The following is a 13,761-nucleotide window of genomic DNA, read 5'->3' as shown; positions in this document are numbered from 1 at the left end:
ATCAGCCCTGCCACTGCGCCCAGACTTTTTCCAGACGCTTGAGCGATACCGGCATGGGCGTGCGCAGTTCTTGGGCGAACAGCGACACCCGCAATTCTTCGAGCAGCCAGCGCAGCTCTTGCAGGCGTGGCGGCAGGTGCCCGTGATAGCTCGCCGCCTCGCGCTGCCAGCGGGTGAGCCAAGGGGCGAGCTGGGTGCCGAGTTGCGCATCACGGGCCGGATCGGTGCGAAATTTATCCAGCCGCCGCCCGATGGCCTGCAGATAGCGGGGAAAGTGCGCGATTTGCGCGGGCGGCGTTTCGGCGATGAAACGCGGGGGCAACAAGGCCTGCAGCTGGGCGCGGATGTCGGCGTGCAGCGCGGGCTGGTTCTTGAACGCGGCGAGTTTTTTCTGCACTTGCGCGTATTCATCCAGAATCTGCGCCGCCAGCCGCGCCATTTCGGCGGCCAGCAGTTGAAAGCGAGGCTTGCCCTCACTCAAGCGTTGGGCGAAGGCGGGCTTGTCGGCAGGCAGCGGCTCGGCGAGAAAGGCCCGGTCGAGCGCCGCATCCACAATCTGCGCGCGCAACAGTTCAGCCGTGCCCAGCGACATGAACTGCATCGCCGCCTGCTGGAATCCGGGCAGATTTTTTTCTGCATGCTTGATCTGATCGCGCAGCTGCAGGGCGAACAGACGGCGCAGGCCGCCGCGATTCAACCGCGCGGCTTCCTCGGCAGTGTCGAACACCTCCACATCGACCGCAGCGCCCTTGTCCACCAGGGCGGGAAAGCCGATCAGGGTGTGCGCGCCCCGGCGTAGTTCCAGCAGTTCGGGCAGAGCGTCGAAGGTCCAATCGGTCAGTCCTTGCAGCGCATCGGTGGGCACATTGATGGGCGCCTCGCTCGGTGCTGCGGCCGCCGCGCCGGGCGTCGCGCGGGGAGGCGCCGGGGCTTCGGACGGTGCCTTGGCGCTTTTTTGCGGCGACAGCCCGGTGCGCAGCTTGGCCAGTTCGGCGAACGCGCTGCGTGAAGCCTGGCCGTGATTGGAGCGCAGTTTGTCAATGTCTCGCCCGACGTCGATGCGCCGTCCGTGGGCGTCGATCACCTGCACGTTGAAAAACAGATGAGGCCCGAGGGTTTCGAGCTTGAAATCGGTGCGCTGCAGCGCCAGCCCGGTGTGCTCGCGCACCAGATCGCGCAAGGCGTCGAGCAGATCGCCCTGGCCAAATCGCTCGGCCGTCGTGAGCTGCGCGGCGAACGCCTCGGCGGTTTGCGGCAGCGGCACGAGGCGCGAACGCGGGCGCTGCGGCAGACTTTTGAGCAGCGCCAGAATCTTTTCCTTCAGCAGCCCCGGCACCAGCCATTGCAGCCGCTGCGCCGGTATCTGGTTGAGCGCGGCCAGCGGCGCCTGCAATGTGACGCCGTCGCGCGCGCCGCCGGGGTCGAAGGTGTAGTCGAGCTGCAGTTCCAGCGCGCCGAGCTTAAGGCGGTTGGGAAACGTCTCGGTGGTGATGCCGGCCGCTTCGTGGCGCATCAACTCGTCGCGCTGCAGGAACAGCAGCTTCGGCTCGGCCCGCACCGCATCGCGATACCAGCGGTCGAAACTAGCGCCGCCGTGCACTTCGTCGGGCACTTGCTGGTCGTAGAAGGCGTAGATCAGTTCTTCGTCCACCAGCACGTCGAGCCGCCGCGCCTTGTGTTCGAGACGTTCGATGTCGGAGATCAGCGCCTGGTTGTGCTGGAAAAACGGCCAGCGGCAGTCCCACTCGCCCGCCACCAGGGCCTCGCGCAGAAAGATCTCGCGCGCCTGCTTGGGGTCGAAACGGCCGAAATCCACCCGTCGCTGGTTGTAAACCACCAGTCCGTACAGCGTCGCGCGCTCGAAGGCAGTGACTTGCGCTGGCTTCTTTTCCCAATGCGGATCGAGCAGGCTGGTCTTGAGCAGGTGCGCGCCCACGCGCTCCAGCCACAGCGGCTCGATGCGCGCTACGCCGCGGGCGTACAGCCGCGTGGTTTCCACCAGCTCCGCCGCCATGATCCACCGCCCGGCCTTGCGCCCCAGCGGCGACGACGGATGGATGGCAAAGCGAATGCCTCTCGCGCCTAGGTACTGGGCATCGTCATCGCCCTTGTAGCCCACGTTGCCGAGCAGGCCGCTGAGCAAAGCGCAATGAATCTGCTCAAAGGTGGCTTCGGTCGTGTTGAGCCGCCAGCCCTGCTCGGCTACCAGGGTGTGGAGCTGGCTGTGCACGTCATGCCATTCGCGCAGGCGCAGCGGCGACAGATACTGACCACGCAGTTCGCCCCACAATTTGCGCTGCGATTTTTTGTGGGCAATGGCCGCGTGGTAATGCGCCCAGAGCTTGAGCCAGCCGAGAAATTCGGAGCGCTCGTCGCTGAACTTGCGATGCGCTTCATCGGCTGCCTGCTGCGCCTCGGCGGGACGTTCGCGCGGGTCTTGCACCGAAAGCGCCGCGGCGATGATCAGCACTTCGGTCAGCGCCTCGCGGTTGCGGGCTTCGAGAATCATGCGGCCGATACGCGGGTCCAGCGGCAGTCGGGCAAGCTCGCGGCCCAGAGGGGTGAGCGCATTGCGGTCGTCCACCGCGCCCAGTTCGGTGAGCAGCTGGTAGCCGTCGGCAATCGCCTTGCCCGGCGGCGGCTCGATGAACGGAAACTGCTCGATGGAATCCAGCCCCAGCGCCTTCATGCGCAGAATGACGGCGGCCAGCGAAGACCGCTGGATCTCCGGCGTGGTGAAGCGCGGCCGCTCGGCGAACTCGGCTTCGTCGTACAGCCGGATGCACACGCCGTTGGCCACCCGGCCGCAACGGCCCGCGCGTTGCTGCGCCGCCGCCTGGCTGATGGGCTCGACCTGCAGCATTTCCACCTTGTTGCGGTAGCTGTAGCGTTTCACCCGCGCCAGACCAGCGTCGATGACGTAGCGGATGCCAGGCACGGTGAGCGAGGTCTCGGCCACATTGGTCGCCAGCACGATGCGCCGTGCGCCGCCCGAGGAGAACACGCGGTCTTGCTCGGCCTGCGACAGGCGGGCGTACAGCGGCAGGATCTCCACGCCGACGCGCTTGGTGTCGAGATGGTGTTTGCGCAGCGCCGCCTCGGCTTCGCGGATTTCGCGCTCGCCAGGCAGAAACACCAGAATGTCGCCGGAGCCGAGCCGCCAAAGCTCGTCCACCGCATCGCAGATCGCCGCAGACTGGTCGCGGTCATCACCCTTGTCGATGCCGAACGGACGCCAACGCACTTCCACCGGATACAGCCGCCCCGAAACTTCGATGACTGGAGCAAGGCTGCCCGAAACATCGGCAAAGTGCTCCGCAAACCGCTGCGCATCGATGGTGGCCGAGGTCACGATCACCTTCAGATCAGGACGGCGCGGCAGCAACTGTTTGAGGTAGCCCAGCAGCACGTCGATGTTCAGGCTGCGCTCATGCGCCTCGTCGATGATCAGGGTGTCGTAGGCACGCAGCAGCGGGTCGGTCTGGGTTTCCGCCAGCAAGATGCCGTCGGTCATCAGCTTGATCGACGCACCGGGCTGCAGTCGGTCGTTGAAGCGCACCTTGTATCCGGCAATCGCGCCCAGCTCGCTGCCGAGTTCTTGCGCAATCCGCCGGGCGATGCTCACCGCCGCCAGCCGCCGCGGCTGGGTGTGACCGATCAGCCCCGTTCCGCCCGCTCCCAGCCCGCGCCCGATGGACAGCGCGATCTTGGGCAACTGCGTGGTCTTGCCCGATCCGGTTTCGCCGCAGACGATCACCACCTGATGCTCGCGCAGCGCACGCGCGATGTCCTCGCGCCGCAGCGAAACCGGCAGATCTTCAGGAAAGCGCACTTCGCCCACGGGCGTCGCCGCCACAGGCTTGCGCGGCGCGGCAGCAAGGCGCTGGCGTGGGGGTCGGGCGGCGGTGGATTCGGGCATGGAAGACATCAAAAACAAAAGCAACTCGACATTTTCGGATAATCGGGCCATGATCGCCCAGCAAGAGCAATTCGTCGATTGGCTGCGCTCCGTCGCGCCTTACATCCATGCCCATCGCGGCAAGACCTTTGTGGTCGCCATCGCCGGCGAATTGATCGCGGCCGGACGCCTCAATGCGCTGGTGCAGGATGTTGCGCTGCTCACCGCGATGGGCGTGCGCATCGTGCTGGTGCACGGCTTTCGTCCGCAGGTCGAAGCGCAGTTGCGCGAAAAGGGCGTGGGCGCGCGCTACTCGCATGGCATGCGGGTGACCGATGAAGTCGCGCTCGATGCCGCGCAGGAAGCCGCAGGCCAGTTGCGCTTCGAGATCGAAGCCACGTTCTCGCAAGGCCTGCCCAACACGCCGATGGCCGGCGCCACCGTACGCGTGGTGTCGGGCAACTTCATCATCGCCCGCCCCGTAGGCGTGATCGACGGCCTTGATTTCCAGCACACCGGGCTGGTCCGCAAGGTCGATGCGCCCACCATTCAGCGCGCGCTGGAATATGGCGCGGTCGTGCTAATGTCGCCCTTCGGCTACTCGCCTACGGGCGAGGCCTTCAACCTCAGCATGGAAGACGTGGCCAGCAGCGTGGGCGCGGCCATCAAGGCGGAAAAGCTCGTGCTGATCACCGAGGTGGACGGCGTGATCGACGATGCGCACAACCTCATCCCCGAACTGACCGTCGCGCAGGCCGAGAGCCTGCTGTCGCGCCTGCCCGATCCGCAACAGCCCACCGACACCGCGTTTTATTTGCGCCACGCGGTGCGCGCCGTGCGCGGCGGCGTGACGCGAGCGCACATCGTGCCGTTTGCCATCGACGGCTCGCTGCTGCTCGAACTCTTCACCCACGACGGCGTGGGCACCATGATCGCCGACGAGCATCTCGAACATCTGCGGCAAGCCACGGCCGACGACGTGGGCGGCATCCTGCAACTCATCGAGCCGCTGGAAGAACAAGGCGTGCTGGTCAAACGTAGCCGCACCGAAATCGAACGCGACATCAGCTACTACACCGTACTGGAGCACGACGGCATCATCTTCGGCTGCGCCGCGCTCTACCCCTACGCCGAGCAGAAAACCGGCGAAATGGCCGCGCTCACCGTTCACCCGTCCGCCCAAGGTCAGGGCGATGGCGAGCGCATCCTCAAACACATCGAACAACGCGCTCGGGCGCTGGGACTGCACAGCATTTTTGTGCTCACCACCCGCACCATGCACTGGTTTCTCAAGCGGGGCTTCGTGCTGGTCGAGCGCGAATGGCTGCCGCCCGAGCGCCGCCTGCGCTACGACGACCAGCGACGCTCGCGTGTGCTGGTCAAACATCTCGGTTGAAACCTCAATAAAGGACACTTTCATGGCACGCACGATTCACTGCATCAAACTCGGCCGCGAGGCTGAAGGCCTCGATTTCGCTCCCTACCCCGGCGAACTCGGCGCACGCATCTACAACAACGTCTCCAAAGAGGCCTGGGCCGCCTGGCTCAAACACCAAACCATGCTGGTGAATGAAAACCGCCTCAACCTGGCCGATGCCCGCGCCCGCCAATACCTGGCGCGGCAGATGGAAAAATACTTTTTCGGCGAAGGCGCCGAAATGCCGCAAGGCTATGTGCCGCCCACAGCCTGAGTTAACTGAGCAGCCTGAAGCTGGACGCAATACAGATACCGCACACTCACCGCACGAATACTCTATGCAGTATTTTGTGCGGCTTTTCCGGATTCCTACAACAATTCACACAGTCGCGCAATCAACACTAAACACAATGTGGTGTATGCGCATGTCCTCCTAACATCACCTCAGCCTCAAATACTCAAATCAGTATTTCGAGTCATCGCCGTGTTGGAGCGGCGCCATCAACCACCTATGGAGGCCGGGCTGCTCGCTCGGTAGGAGACAAAAGAATGCATCTGAAAAAACTGGCACTCTCGCTGGCCCTGGCCGGCATCGCCCTTCCGGCAGCGCACGCGACCGACGGGTACTTCCAGCCCGGCTTCAGCGTGAAGGCCAACGGCATGGGCGGCGTGGGCATCGCCCTGCCACAAGACGCGCTGGCCGCCGCTACCAACCCGGCTGGCATGGCCCTGATCGGTAATCGTGTTGACGGTGGGCTCAGTCTGTTCCGCCCGAACCGTGAGGCCAAAATCAACGGCACGACCTACAGCGGCAATGATCAGCAGAACTTCATCATCCCGGAAATCGGCGCCAACTACATGATCAACCCGACCATGTCGGCTGGCGTGAGCTTGTATGGCAACGGCGGGATGAACTCGGGCTACAGCAACATCGGCGGATCCATGACGGGTCTGGCCAATGGCGCCGGCGTCGATCTGCAACAGATGTTCATTTCGCCCAGTTTCGCCTGGCGCGTAACGCCGACTCAAACCATCGGCGTGGCAGTGAATCTGGTGCATCAAACCTTCCGAGCAAATGGCCTGGGTGCTTTTTCTATGGCATCGCAATCCCCCTCGAATCTGACGGATAACGGACACGATTCCTCCAATGGCGTCGGCGTGCGCATCGGCTGGATTGGCGAACTGGCACCCGGTTTCTCGCTTGGCGCCACCTATCAGCCCAAGACGCACATGAGCAAATTCAGCAAATACAGCGGTCTGTTTGCTGACAGCGGCAGCTTTGATATTCCGGCGAATTACGGTATCGGCTTTGCCTGGAAAACTGGCCCGCTGACGGTTGCTGGTGATGTTGAACGCATTCTCTACAGCGACGTCAGCGCGATCGGCAACACATCGACCACCTTTCTGCAGAACCCCCTTGGCGCCCCGAATGGCCCTGGCTTCGGCTGGAAAAACATCACCGTTGTCAAACTCGGCGTGGCTTATGCGGTCGACCAGGCTTTGACGGTGCGCGCCGGGTGGAACCACAGCGACAATCCGGTCACCTCGCAGAATGTGTTCTTCAACACCATTGCTCCTGGGGTGATCAAGGATCACCTCACGCTGGGCATGACCTACGCTGTAAGCAACACGATGGAAGTCTCGGCCGATTACATCCACGCCTTCAAGAGCGACGTGACTGGCAATCTCGCACCGCCGCCTTATGGCCCCGGTGGCACCGAGGACCTGTCCATGTCCCAGAACACTCTGGGCGTATCGGTGGGCTGGAAGTTCTGACCCGCCCCAACCCAGAAAACCGCGGCCTCGGCTGCGGTTTTTTTATTCCCGTTTCCCCGACAATTCCAGCCATGCTGCCCTGCTACGTTCTACTCGATCTCGAAACCACCGGCTCTAACCCGGTGCTCGATCGCATCACCGAAGTGGCGGTCATGCGGGTTGAGCAGGGGGAAGTGGTGGCGAAGTGGAGTCGGCTGCTCAATCCGGGACAGCGCATTCCGCCTTTCATCCAGCAGCTCACCGGTATCGACGACGCCATGGTGGCGGGGGCTCCGGCGTTTGGCGAGGTGCTGCCCGAACTGCTCGCCGTGCTGGACGGGGCCGTGCTCGTGGCGCATAACGTGCGCTTCGACCACGGTTTTCTGAAACAGGCCGCGGCGCGCGAAGGGGTGGATCTGCGGGTGAAAACTCTGTGCACCGTGCGCCTCTCGCGCAAGCTCTACCCGCAGGCCCGCGGGCATGGGCTGGACGCCATCATGCGCCGCCACGGGCTGCACACCACGGCGCGCCATCGGGCGATGGGCGATGTCGAGCTACTGCATCAATGGCTGCATATCGCCCAGACGGAACTGGGTACCGCTGCGGTGCAGACTGCCGCGCAGGAGTTGTTGTGCGGCAGTGCGAGCCTGCCGCCGCATCTGGAAACCCCGGTGGACGACATTCCCGAAGCGCCCGGGGTCTATCTGTTCTACGGCGAAGGTGAAGTACCGCTCTATATCGGCAAGAGCGTGCGCCTGCGCGCCCGGGTGCTGTCGCACTTTCAGGCGGATCACCGCGACGCGCGGGAATTGCGCCTGGCGCAGGAGGTGCGGCGGGTCGAATGGCGCGAGACGGCGGGTGAGTTTGGCGCCCTGCTGCTGGAGATGCGGCTCATTAAAGAGCTACAGCCCCTGCTCAACCGGCAACTGCGCCGTGAGCGACAGCTTTGTGCATGGCGGTTGGCGGAAGATCCCGTGGCTCGGCCGCTGCTCACGCTGATGCGCGGTGACGAACTCGATCCGCGATTTTTCCCGCAGTTGTATGGCTGTTACCGGAGCAAGCGACAGGCTGTCGAGGCCTTACGCGCCCTCGTCCAGCGCCACGCGCTGTGCCCGCAGGCGGTGGGGCTTGAATCGGGCAAGGGCCGCTGCTTCGCGCAGCAAATCGGTCAGTGCAAGGGGGTGTGCTGCGGCCTCGAATCAGCCGAGCGGCATCACGCCCGCCTGCAGCTGGCGCTGGCTGCGGAACGGCTGCGTGCTTGGCCTTACGCCGGGCCCGTCGGTCTGCGCGAGCACAGCCTTGAGCAGGATCGCACCGAGGTGCATGTATTCGACCAATGGCGGCATCTGGGCACGGCGCGTTGCGAAACCGATGTGGCCGAGTTGATGGAGAGCCGACACGAGACCAAGAGCGGCGGCTTCGACCTGGACATCTATCGTCTGCTGCTAAGCCGTCTATCAGGCGCCAAGGGCCCGCCGCCCGATCTGATCCGTCGGCGGTGAACCGCGACGGCTCAGCCGTGTTCCTTGGCGTGATTAATCGAGTATTTCGGAATCTCGATGGTCACGTCTTCGTCAGCCAGAATGGCCTGGCAGGATAGACGCGAGGTGGGCTCCAGTCCCCAGGCGCGGTCGAGCAGATCTTCTTCGCTTTCGTCGAGTTCGCCCAAGCTGTCATAGCCCTTGCGCACCACCACATGACAGGTGGTGCAGGCGCATTGCATGTCGCAGGCGTGTTCGATGGGCACGCCGTTTTCCAGCAGGGCCTCGCAAATCGAGGTGCCGCGCCCGGCGCTGACTTGTTTGCCTTGCGGGCAGTATTCGGGATGCGGCAGAACCGTGATGATGGGCATGGGGATAATCGAGAAAAGTCTCAGGACGCCGTGCTGGACGGCGTGTCGGTGAGCTGCGCGATCTGATCGACGGATTGACCCGCCAGCGCGCGTTGAATGCTGCGGTTCATGCGCCGCTCGGCAAACGCATCGGTCTGCCGCGTCAGCGCCTCGGTGGCGAGGCGGATCTGATCGATGTCGCCGCCTTGTTCGGCCTGCGCCAGAGCGGCCATGTCGGTGTGAATCTGCGCGACTTCCTGCTCGCTCAGCAGGTCGCGGTCGAGCTGCATGGCGTTGCGTGTGGCGGCCAGCAGGGCCTGGGCGTCCACCCGCGCTTCCTGCAGCATGCGGGCGTCGCGGTCGTCTTGGGCGTGGGCCACGCTGTCGTGCAGCATCTGCGCGATTTGCGCGTCGTCCAGGCCGTAAGCCGGTTTGACCTGCACCTGGGCCTGCACGCCGGTGGTCAGCTCTTGTGCGTTGACTTCGAGCAGACCGTCGGCATCGACCGCGAAGGTCACGCGGATACGCGCGGCGCCCGCCACCATGGGCGGAATGCCGCGCAGCTCGAAGCGCGCTAGCGAACGACAGTCGCTCACCAGTTCGCGCTCGCCCTGCACCACATGAATGGCCATGGCGGTCTGCCCGTCGCGGAAGGTTGTGAAATCTTGTGCTCGCGCCTGTGGAATGGTGCTGTTGCGCGGCAGAATGTGCTCGACCAGCCCGCCCATGGTCTCGACGCCGAGCGACAGGGGAATGACGTCGAGCAGCAATACATCGTCGGCCCCGGCATTGCCCGCCAGCGCGTTGGCCTGAATGGCTGCGCCCAGCGCCACCACTTCGTCAGGATTGAGATCGGTGAGCGGCGCCTTGCCCATGACGCGCGCAACCGCCTGGCGAATCATGGGCATGCGCGTGGCGCCGCCCACGAGCACCACGCCCTGCACGTCTGAGGCACTGACCCGCGCGTCGCTCAAAGCGCGCCGCAACAGCGCGAGGGTGCGTTGCACCAGATCGGCGCTGGCCTGCTCGAAATCGTCGCGCTGCAAAGTGCCGGTGTGAGAGGCCCCATCGGCCAGTGCCACGGTGTATTCCACCGAGCTGGCCGCGCTCAGCGCTTCTTTGGCTTGGCGTGCGGCCATGCGCCACCGCCGTTGCAGGCTGGCTGACAGCTCGGGATTGCCGGCCTGCTGCCGCATCAGCGCCTCGATGCGCTGGTCGAAATCGTCACCGCCCAGCGCTGTGTCGCCGCTGGTGGCGACCACCTCGAACACTCCTTTGCTCAGCCGCAGCACGGAAAGATCGAAGGTACCTCCGCCCAGGTCGTAAATGACATACAGACCTTCGGCGCCATGATCGAGCCCGTAGGCCAGCGCCGCGGCCGTGGGTTCGTTGATAAGGCGCAGCACATGCAAACCCGCGAGTTGCGCGGCGTCCTTGGTCGCCTGGCGCTGGGCATCGTCGAAGTAGGCGGGCACGGTGATCACCGCACCGACCAGCTCGCCGCCCAGCGTGTCTTCGGCGCGCCAGCGCAGCACGCGCAGGATGTCGGCCGAGACTTGAACCGGCGTCATCTCGCCAGCGGCGGTCTGGAATCGGACCATGCGCGCATCGTGATTGATGCGGTAATGCGCGAGCGCCGTCGGCGGCAGATCGCTCGGGCTGCGACCCATATAGCGTTTGACCGAAACGAGGGTATTGGCCGGATCGAGCGCCTGCTCTTCACGCGCGCGCAGGCCCACTTCGGCGCGGCCATCAGCGTGGTAGTGCACCACGGAGGGCAGCAGCACCTCTCCCAGCGCGTCGGGCAGACATTGCGGTGTGCCGCTGAGCACGGCGGCGACAAGTGAATGCGTGGTGCCCAGATCAATGCCCACGGCACGTCGGTGCTGGTGCGGGTCGGGCGATTGTCCAGGTTCGGAGATTTGCAACAGGGCCATGGCAAAAGGGAGGTAATCGCTCAGCTCGGCCGAGGTTGACTTGAAGTGCCGGAGCGAGGAAATGAAATCAATCGAGTATCAAACAGGCATCAAGCGGGCATCAAACGGAAGGCTGCGGCAAAGCATCGGCTGTGCGCCGCAGCTCTTCGACAAAACGGTCGAGAAACAACAGGGCGCGCACCTGCTCGGCGGCCGCTTGAGGGACGTTCTGTTCATCGAGCGCCTGACGAATGACTTCGATGCGCTGAGCGCGCTGCGCCTGCACCTCGACCTGCAAGGCATGAAGCCCGCTTGCATCGGCCGCTTCCCGCAACTCATCGAGCGCTTCGCGCCATTGCATCTGCTGCATCAGAAATTCGGTGGGCATGGCGGTGTTGTTCTCCGCCTGCACCGCCACACCACGCCGCTCGCACAGGTAGGACGCGCGCTGAACCGGGTTCTTGAGGGTGAGGTAGGCCGCGTTGGCCTGCGCTGCCATTTGCATGGCCAGACGCTTGTCGCGATCTGAGCCGGAGGCGAATCGGTCGGGATGCACTTGCGACTGCACCGCGAGCCGGGCCCGTTCCAACTGCGCTGCGTCGAGGGAAAAGGTTTCGGGAAGGCCGAACAGGGCGAAATAAGACTGAGCGAGATCCATCAGATCAAAGGCGCCGAGCGACGTCCATGAGCAAGGCGCCGAAGCCGCTCAAACCCGGAACGACTCGCCGCAGCCGCAGCGATCTTTTTCGTTGGGGTTGTTGAACTGGAAGCCTTCGTTCAAACCCTGGCGCACGAAATCAAGCTCGGTGCCGTCCACGTAGGCCAGGCTCTTGGGATCGACCAGAATCTTGACGCCGTGGCTGTCGAACACCTGATCTTCCTCAGACGCTTGATCGACGAATTCGAGCTTGTAGGCCATGCCGGAGCAGCCGGTGGTCTTGATGCCCAGGCGCACTCCCAGCCCCGCACCCCGCTTGGCGAGATGGCGCTGCACCTGCTCGGCCGCGCGCTCGGTCAATGTGACTGACATCTTCGGTTCCCTCGATTCCCTTGGTCTACGTCTAATTGAGCGCGCTCAGGCTGCCTGGGCCTGCTCAGAGGCTAGCGCTTGCCCGGCATTACGACCATGACGCTGCTGGTAATCGCTCACTGCGGCCTTGATGGCGTCTTCGGCCAGGATGGAGCAATGAATCTTGACCGGCGGCAGCGCCAGTTCTTCGGCGATCTGGCTGTTGCGAATTTCAAGCGCTTGATCGAGCGTCTTGCCCTTGACCCACTCGGTCACCAGCGAAGACGAGGCTATGGCCGAACCGCAGCCGTAGGTTTTGAAGCGGGCATCTTCGATCACGCCTTGATCGTTGACGCGGATCTGCAGCTTCATCACATCGCCACACGCCGGAGCGCCCACCATGCCGGTGCCGACCTGCGGGTCGTCCTTGGCAAAAGAGCCCACGTTACGCGGGTTTTCATAGTGGTCCACCACTTTGTCACTGTAAGCCATGATCTTGTCCTCCTCAAAGCGCTCGCCGGAAGCGGCGAACGACACATCCAATAATTCCGATCTCTATTGTCGGCTATTTGCACAACCCTGATGCAGATAGGCGCTTAGCCGCAAGGAGTTCAGTGCGCCGCCCACTGGATGGTGCTGATGTCGATGCCTTCCTTGTACATGTCCCAGAGGGGCGAAAGATCACGCAGCTTGGCCACGCTCTCGCGCAGCTGACGCACGGCGGAGTCGATTTCCTCTTCGGTCGTGTAACGACCGATGGTCATGCGCAGCGAGGAATGCGCCAGCTCATCGCTGCGGCCCAGGGCGCGCAACACATACGAGGGCTCCAGGCTGGCGGAAGTGCAGGCCGAGCCGCTGGATACTGCAATGCCCTTGATCGCCATGATCAGCGATTCGCCCTCGACGTAGTTGAAACTGATGTTGAGGTTGTGCGGCACGCGGCGCTCCAAATCGCCGTTCACATAAACCTCTTCGATGTCTTTGAGGCCGTCGAGCAGGCGCTGCTGCAGCATGCGGGCGCGCTCGATGCTCGCGCCGAGTTCGGCCTTGGCAATGCGAAACGCCTCGCCCATGCCCACGATCTGATGCGTGGGCAGCGTGCCCGAGCGCAGGCCGCGCTCGTGTCCGCCGCCGTGCATTTGCGGAATCAAGCGCACCCGCGGCTTGCGCCGCACATACAACGCACCGATGCCCTTGGGGCCATAAGTCTTGTGCGAAGCCAGGCTCATCAGATCGACGGGCCAAGTTTGCAGATCGATCACCATCTTGCCGGTGGCCTGCGCCGCGTCGACATGAAAAATGATGCCGCGCTCGCGGCAGATGCGGCCGATTTCCGGAATGTCCTGAATCACGCCGATCTCGTTGTTGACCAGCATGACCGAAACCAGAATGGTGTCGGGCCGCAGCGCCGCCTTGAATACGTCGAGGTCGAGCAGACCGTTGGGCTGCACGTCGAGATAGGTGGCCTCAAAACCCCGGCGCTCCATTTCGCGCACGGTATCGAGCACCGCCTTGTGCTCTGTCTTGACGGTGACGATGTGCTTGCCCTTGCCTTGATAGAACTCCGCAGTGCCCTTGATGGCGAGGTTGTTCGACTCGGTGGCACCGGACGTCCAGATGATTTCCTTGGCGTCGGCGTTGATCAGCGCGGCCACCTGCTCGCGAGCCTTTTCCACCGCAGCCTCCGCCTCCCAGCCCCAGGCATGACTACGAGACGCCGGGTTGCCGAAATGCTCGCGCAGCCAGGGAATCATGGCATCGACCACCCGCGGGTCCACGGGCGTGGTTGCGGCGTAGTCCATGTAAATCGGAAGATGAGGCGTGGTGGACATGGTGGGAATGCTCAGTGGAAATGCTCAGGATGTGTGCTTGTTATCGGCGAAAATTCATCGCGGAATGCACCCGACACGTACCCGGCGCGCAGCGCCGGGCTCA

At 63.8% G+C, this 13,761-nt stretch carries 11 protein-coding genes; 4 read left to right on the top strand and 7 right to left on the bottom strand.

Annotated elements, in window-relative coordinates; genetic code table 11:
- Position 1: 1 nt before the first annotated feature.
- On the bottom strand, positions 2–3,919 hold the full coding sequence (hrpA, locus tag ABT24_RS00840; RefSeq protein ID WP_276727214.1) for an ATP-dependent RNA helicase HrpA: 3,918 nt from the start codon (positions 3,917–3,919) through the stop codon (positions 2–4).
- Positions 3,920–3,968: 49 nt separating this feature from the next.
- Between hrpA and argA the strand changes: the two genes are divergently transcribed.
- The 4 genes from argA to ABT24_RS00820 all read left to right on the top strand — a co-directional run bounded on the left by argA (position 3,969) and on the right by ABT24_RS00820 (position 8,572).
- The gene (gene argA, locus ABT24_RS00835) at positions 3,969–5,294 is read left to right on the top strand and encodes an amino-acid N-acetyltransferase (RefSeq protein WP_276727217.1); all 1,326 of its coding nucleotides are present in this window, start codon (positions 3,969–3,971) and stop codon (positions 5,292–5,294) included.
- Between the two features lie 22 nt (positions 5,295–5,316).
- Entirely contained in the window at positions 5,317–5,589 is a 273-nt protein-coding gene (locus tag ABT24_RS00830) for an oxidative damage protection protein (protein ID WP_013105378.1), read from the top strand.
- A 371-nt stretch (positions 5,590–5,960) separates the two neighbouring features.
- Entirely contained in the window at positions 5,961–7,091 is a 1,131-nt protein-coding gene (locus ABT24_RS00825) for an OmpP1/FadL family transporter (RefSeq protein ID WP_286737288.1), read from the top strand.
- Between the two features lie 71 nt (positions 7,092–7,162).
- Complete coding sequence (locus tag ABT24_RS00820; RefSeq protein ID WP_276727224.1) at positions 7,163–8,572, top strand: exonuclease domain-containing protein; 1,410 nt, start codon at positions 7,163–7,165, stop codon at positions 8,570–8,572.
- A gap of 11 nt (positions 8,573–8,583) precedes the next feature.
- On the opposite strand, the gene fdx is transcribed toward ABT24_RS00820, so the two are convergent.
- From fdx to ABT24_RS00790, 6 genes are all read right to left on the bottom strand, one after another.
- Entirely contained in the window at positions 8,584–8,922 is a 339-nt protein-coding gene (fdx, locus tag ABT24_RS00815) for an ISC system 2Fe-2S type ferredoxin (RefSeq protein WP_013105374.1), read from the bottom strand.
- A 20-nt stretch (positions 8,923–8,942) separates the two neighbouring features.
- Positions 8,943–10,838 carry a Fe-S protein assembly chaperone HscA gene (gene hscA, locus ABT24_RS00810; protein ID WP_276727228.1) on the bottom strand — a complete coding sequence of 632 codons (1,896 nt, stop codon included), beginning with the start codon at positions 10,836–10,838 and terminating at the stop codon, positions 8,943–8,945.
- Between the two features lie 100 nt (positions 10,839–10,938).
- Positions 10,939–11,475 carry a Fe-S protein assembly co-chaperone HscB gene (gene hscB / locus ABT24_RS00805; protein ID WP_276727231.1) on the bottom strand — a complete coding sequence of 179 codons (537 nt, stop codon included), beginning with the start codon at positions 11,473–11,475 and terminating at the stop codon, positions 10,939–10,941.
- Positions 11,476–11,523: 48 nt separating this feature from the next.
- Positions 11,524–11,847 (bottom strand): iron-sulfur cluster assembly protein IscA, encoded by a 324-nt coding sequence (gene iscA / locus ABT24_RS00800; RefSeq protein ID WP_013105371.1) that lies wholly within the window; start codon positions 11,845–11,847, stop codon positions 11,524–11,526.
- Between the two features lie 45 nt (positions 11,848–11,892).
- Positions 11,893–12,318, bottom strand: coding sequence for a Fe-S cluster assembly scaffold IscU (iscU, locus tag ABT24_RS00795; RefSeq protein ID WP_276727235.1), 426 nt, complete (start codon positions 12,316–12,318; stop codon positions 11,893–11,895).
- Between the two features lie 119 nt (positions 12,319–12,437).
- Complete coding sequence (locus ABT24_RS00790) at positions 12,438–13,658, bottom strand: IscS subfamily cysteine desulfurase (RefSeq protein WP_276727238.1); 1,221 nt, start codon at positions 13,656–13,658, stop codon at positions 12,438–12,440.
- Positions 13,659–13,761 lie beyond the last annotated feature (103 nt).

This window comes from Thiomonas sp. SCN 64-16 (assembly GCF_001725585.1).
Taxonomy (GTDB): Bacteria; Pseudomonadota; Gammaproteobacteria; order Burkholderiales; family Burkholderiaceae_C; genus Thiomonas; species Thiomonas arsenitoxydans.
Note: the sequence above shows the minus strand (reverse complement) of the source record. Positions and strands in the feature narration are given on the sequence as shown.

Coding starts and splice junctions, on each gene's coding strand:
- ABT24_RS00820 (WP_276727224.1), top strand. CDS start 7,163: ATGCTGCCCTGCTACGTTCTACTCGATCTCGAAACCACCGGCTCTAAC.
- iscA (WP_013105371.1), bottom strand. CDS start 11,847: ATGTCAGTCACATTGACCGAGCGCGCGGCCGAGCAGGTGCAGCGCCAT.
- ABT24_RS00790 (WP_276727238.1), bottom strand. CDS start 13,658: ATGTCCACCACGCCTCATCTTCCGATTTACATGGACTACGCCGCAACC.
- hscA (WP_276727228.1), bottom strand. CDS start 10,838: ATGGCCCTGTTGCAAATCTCCGAACCTGGACAATCGCCCGACCCGCAC.
- hrpA (WP_276727214.1), bottom strand. CDS start 3,919: ATGCCCGAATCCACCGCCGCCCGACCCCCACGCCAGCGCCTTGCTGCC.
- hscB (WP_276727231.1), bottom strand. CDS start 11,475: ATGGATCTCGCTCAGTCTTATTTCGCCCTGTTCGGCCTTCCCGAAACC.
- ABT24_RS00830 (WP_013105378.1), top strand. CDS start 5,317: ATGGCACGCACGATTCACTGCATCAAACTCGGCCGCGAGGCTGAAGGC.
- iscU (WP_276727235.1), bottom strand. CDS start 12,318: ATGGCTTACAGTGACAAAGTGGTGGACCACTATGAAAACCCGCGTAAC.
- fdx (WP_013105374.1), bottom strand. CDS start 8,922: ATGCCCATCATCACGGTTCTGCCGCATCCCGAATACTGCCCGCAAGGC.
- argA (WP_276727217.1), top strand. CDS start 3,969: ATGATCGCCCAGCAAGAGCAATTCGTCGATTGGCTGCGCTCCGTCGCG.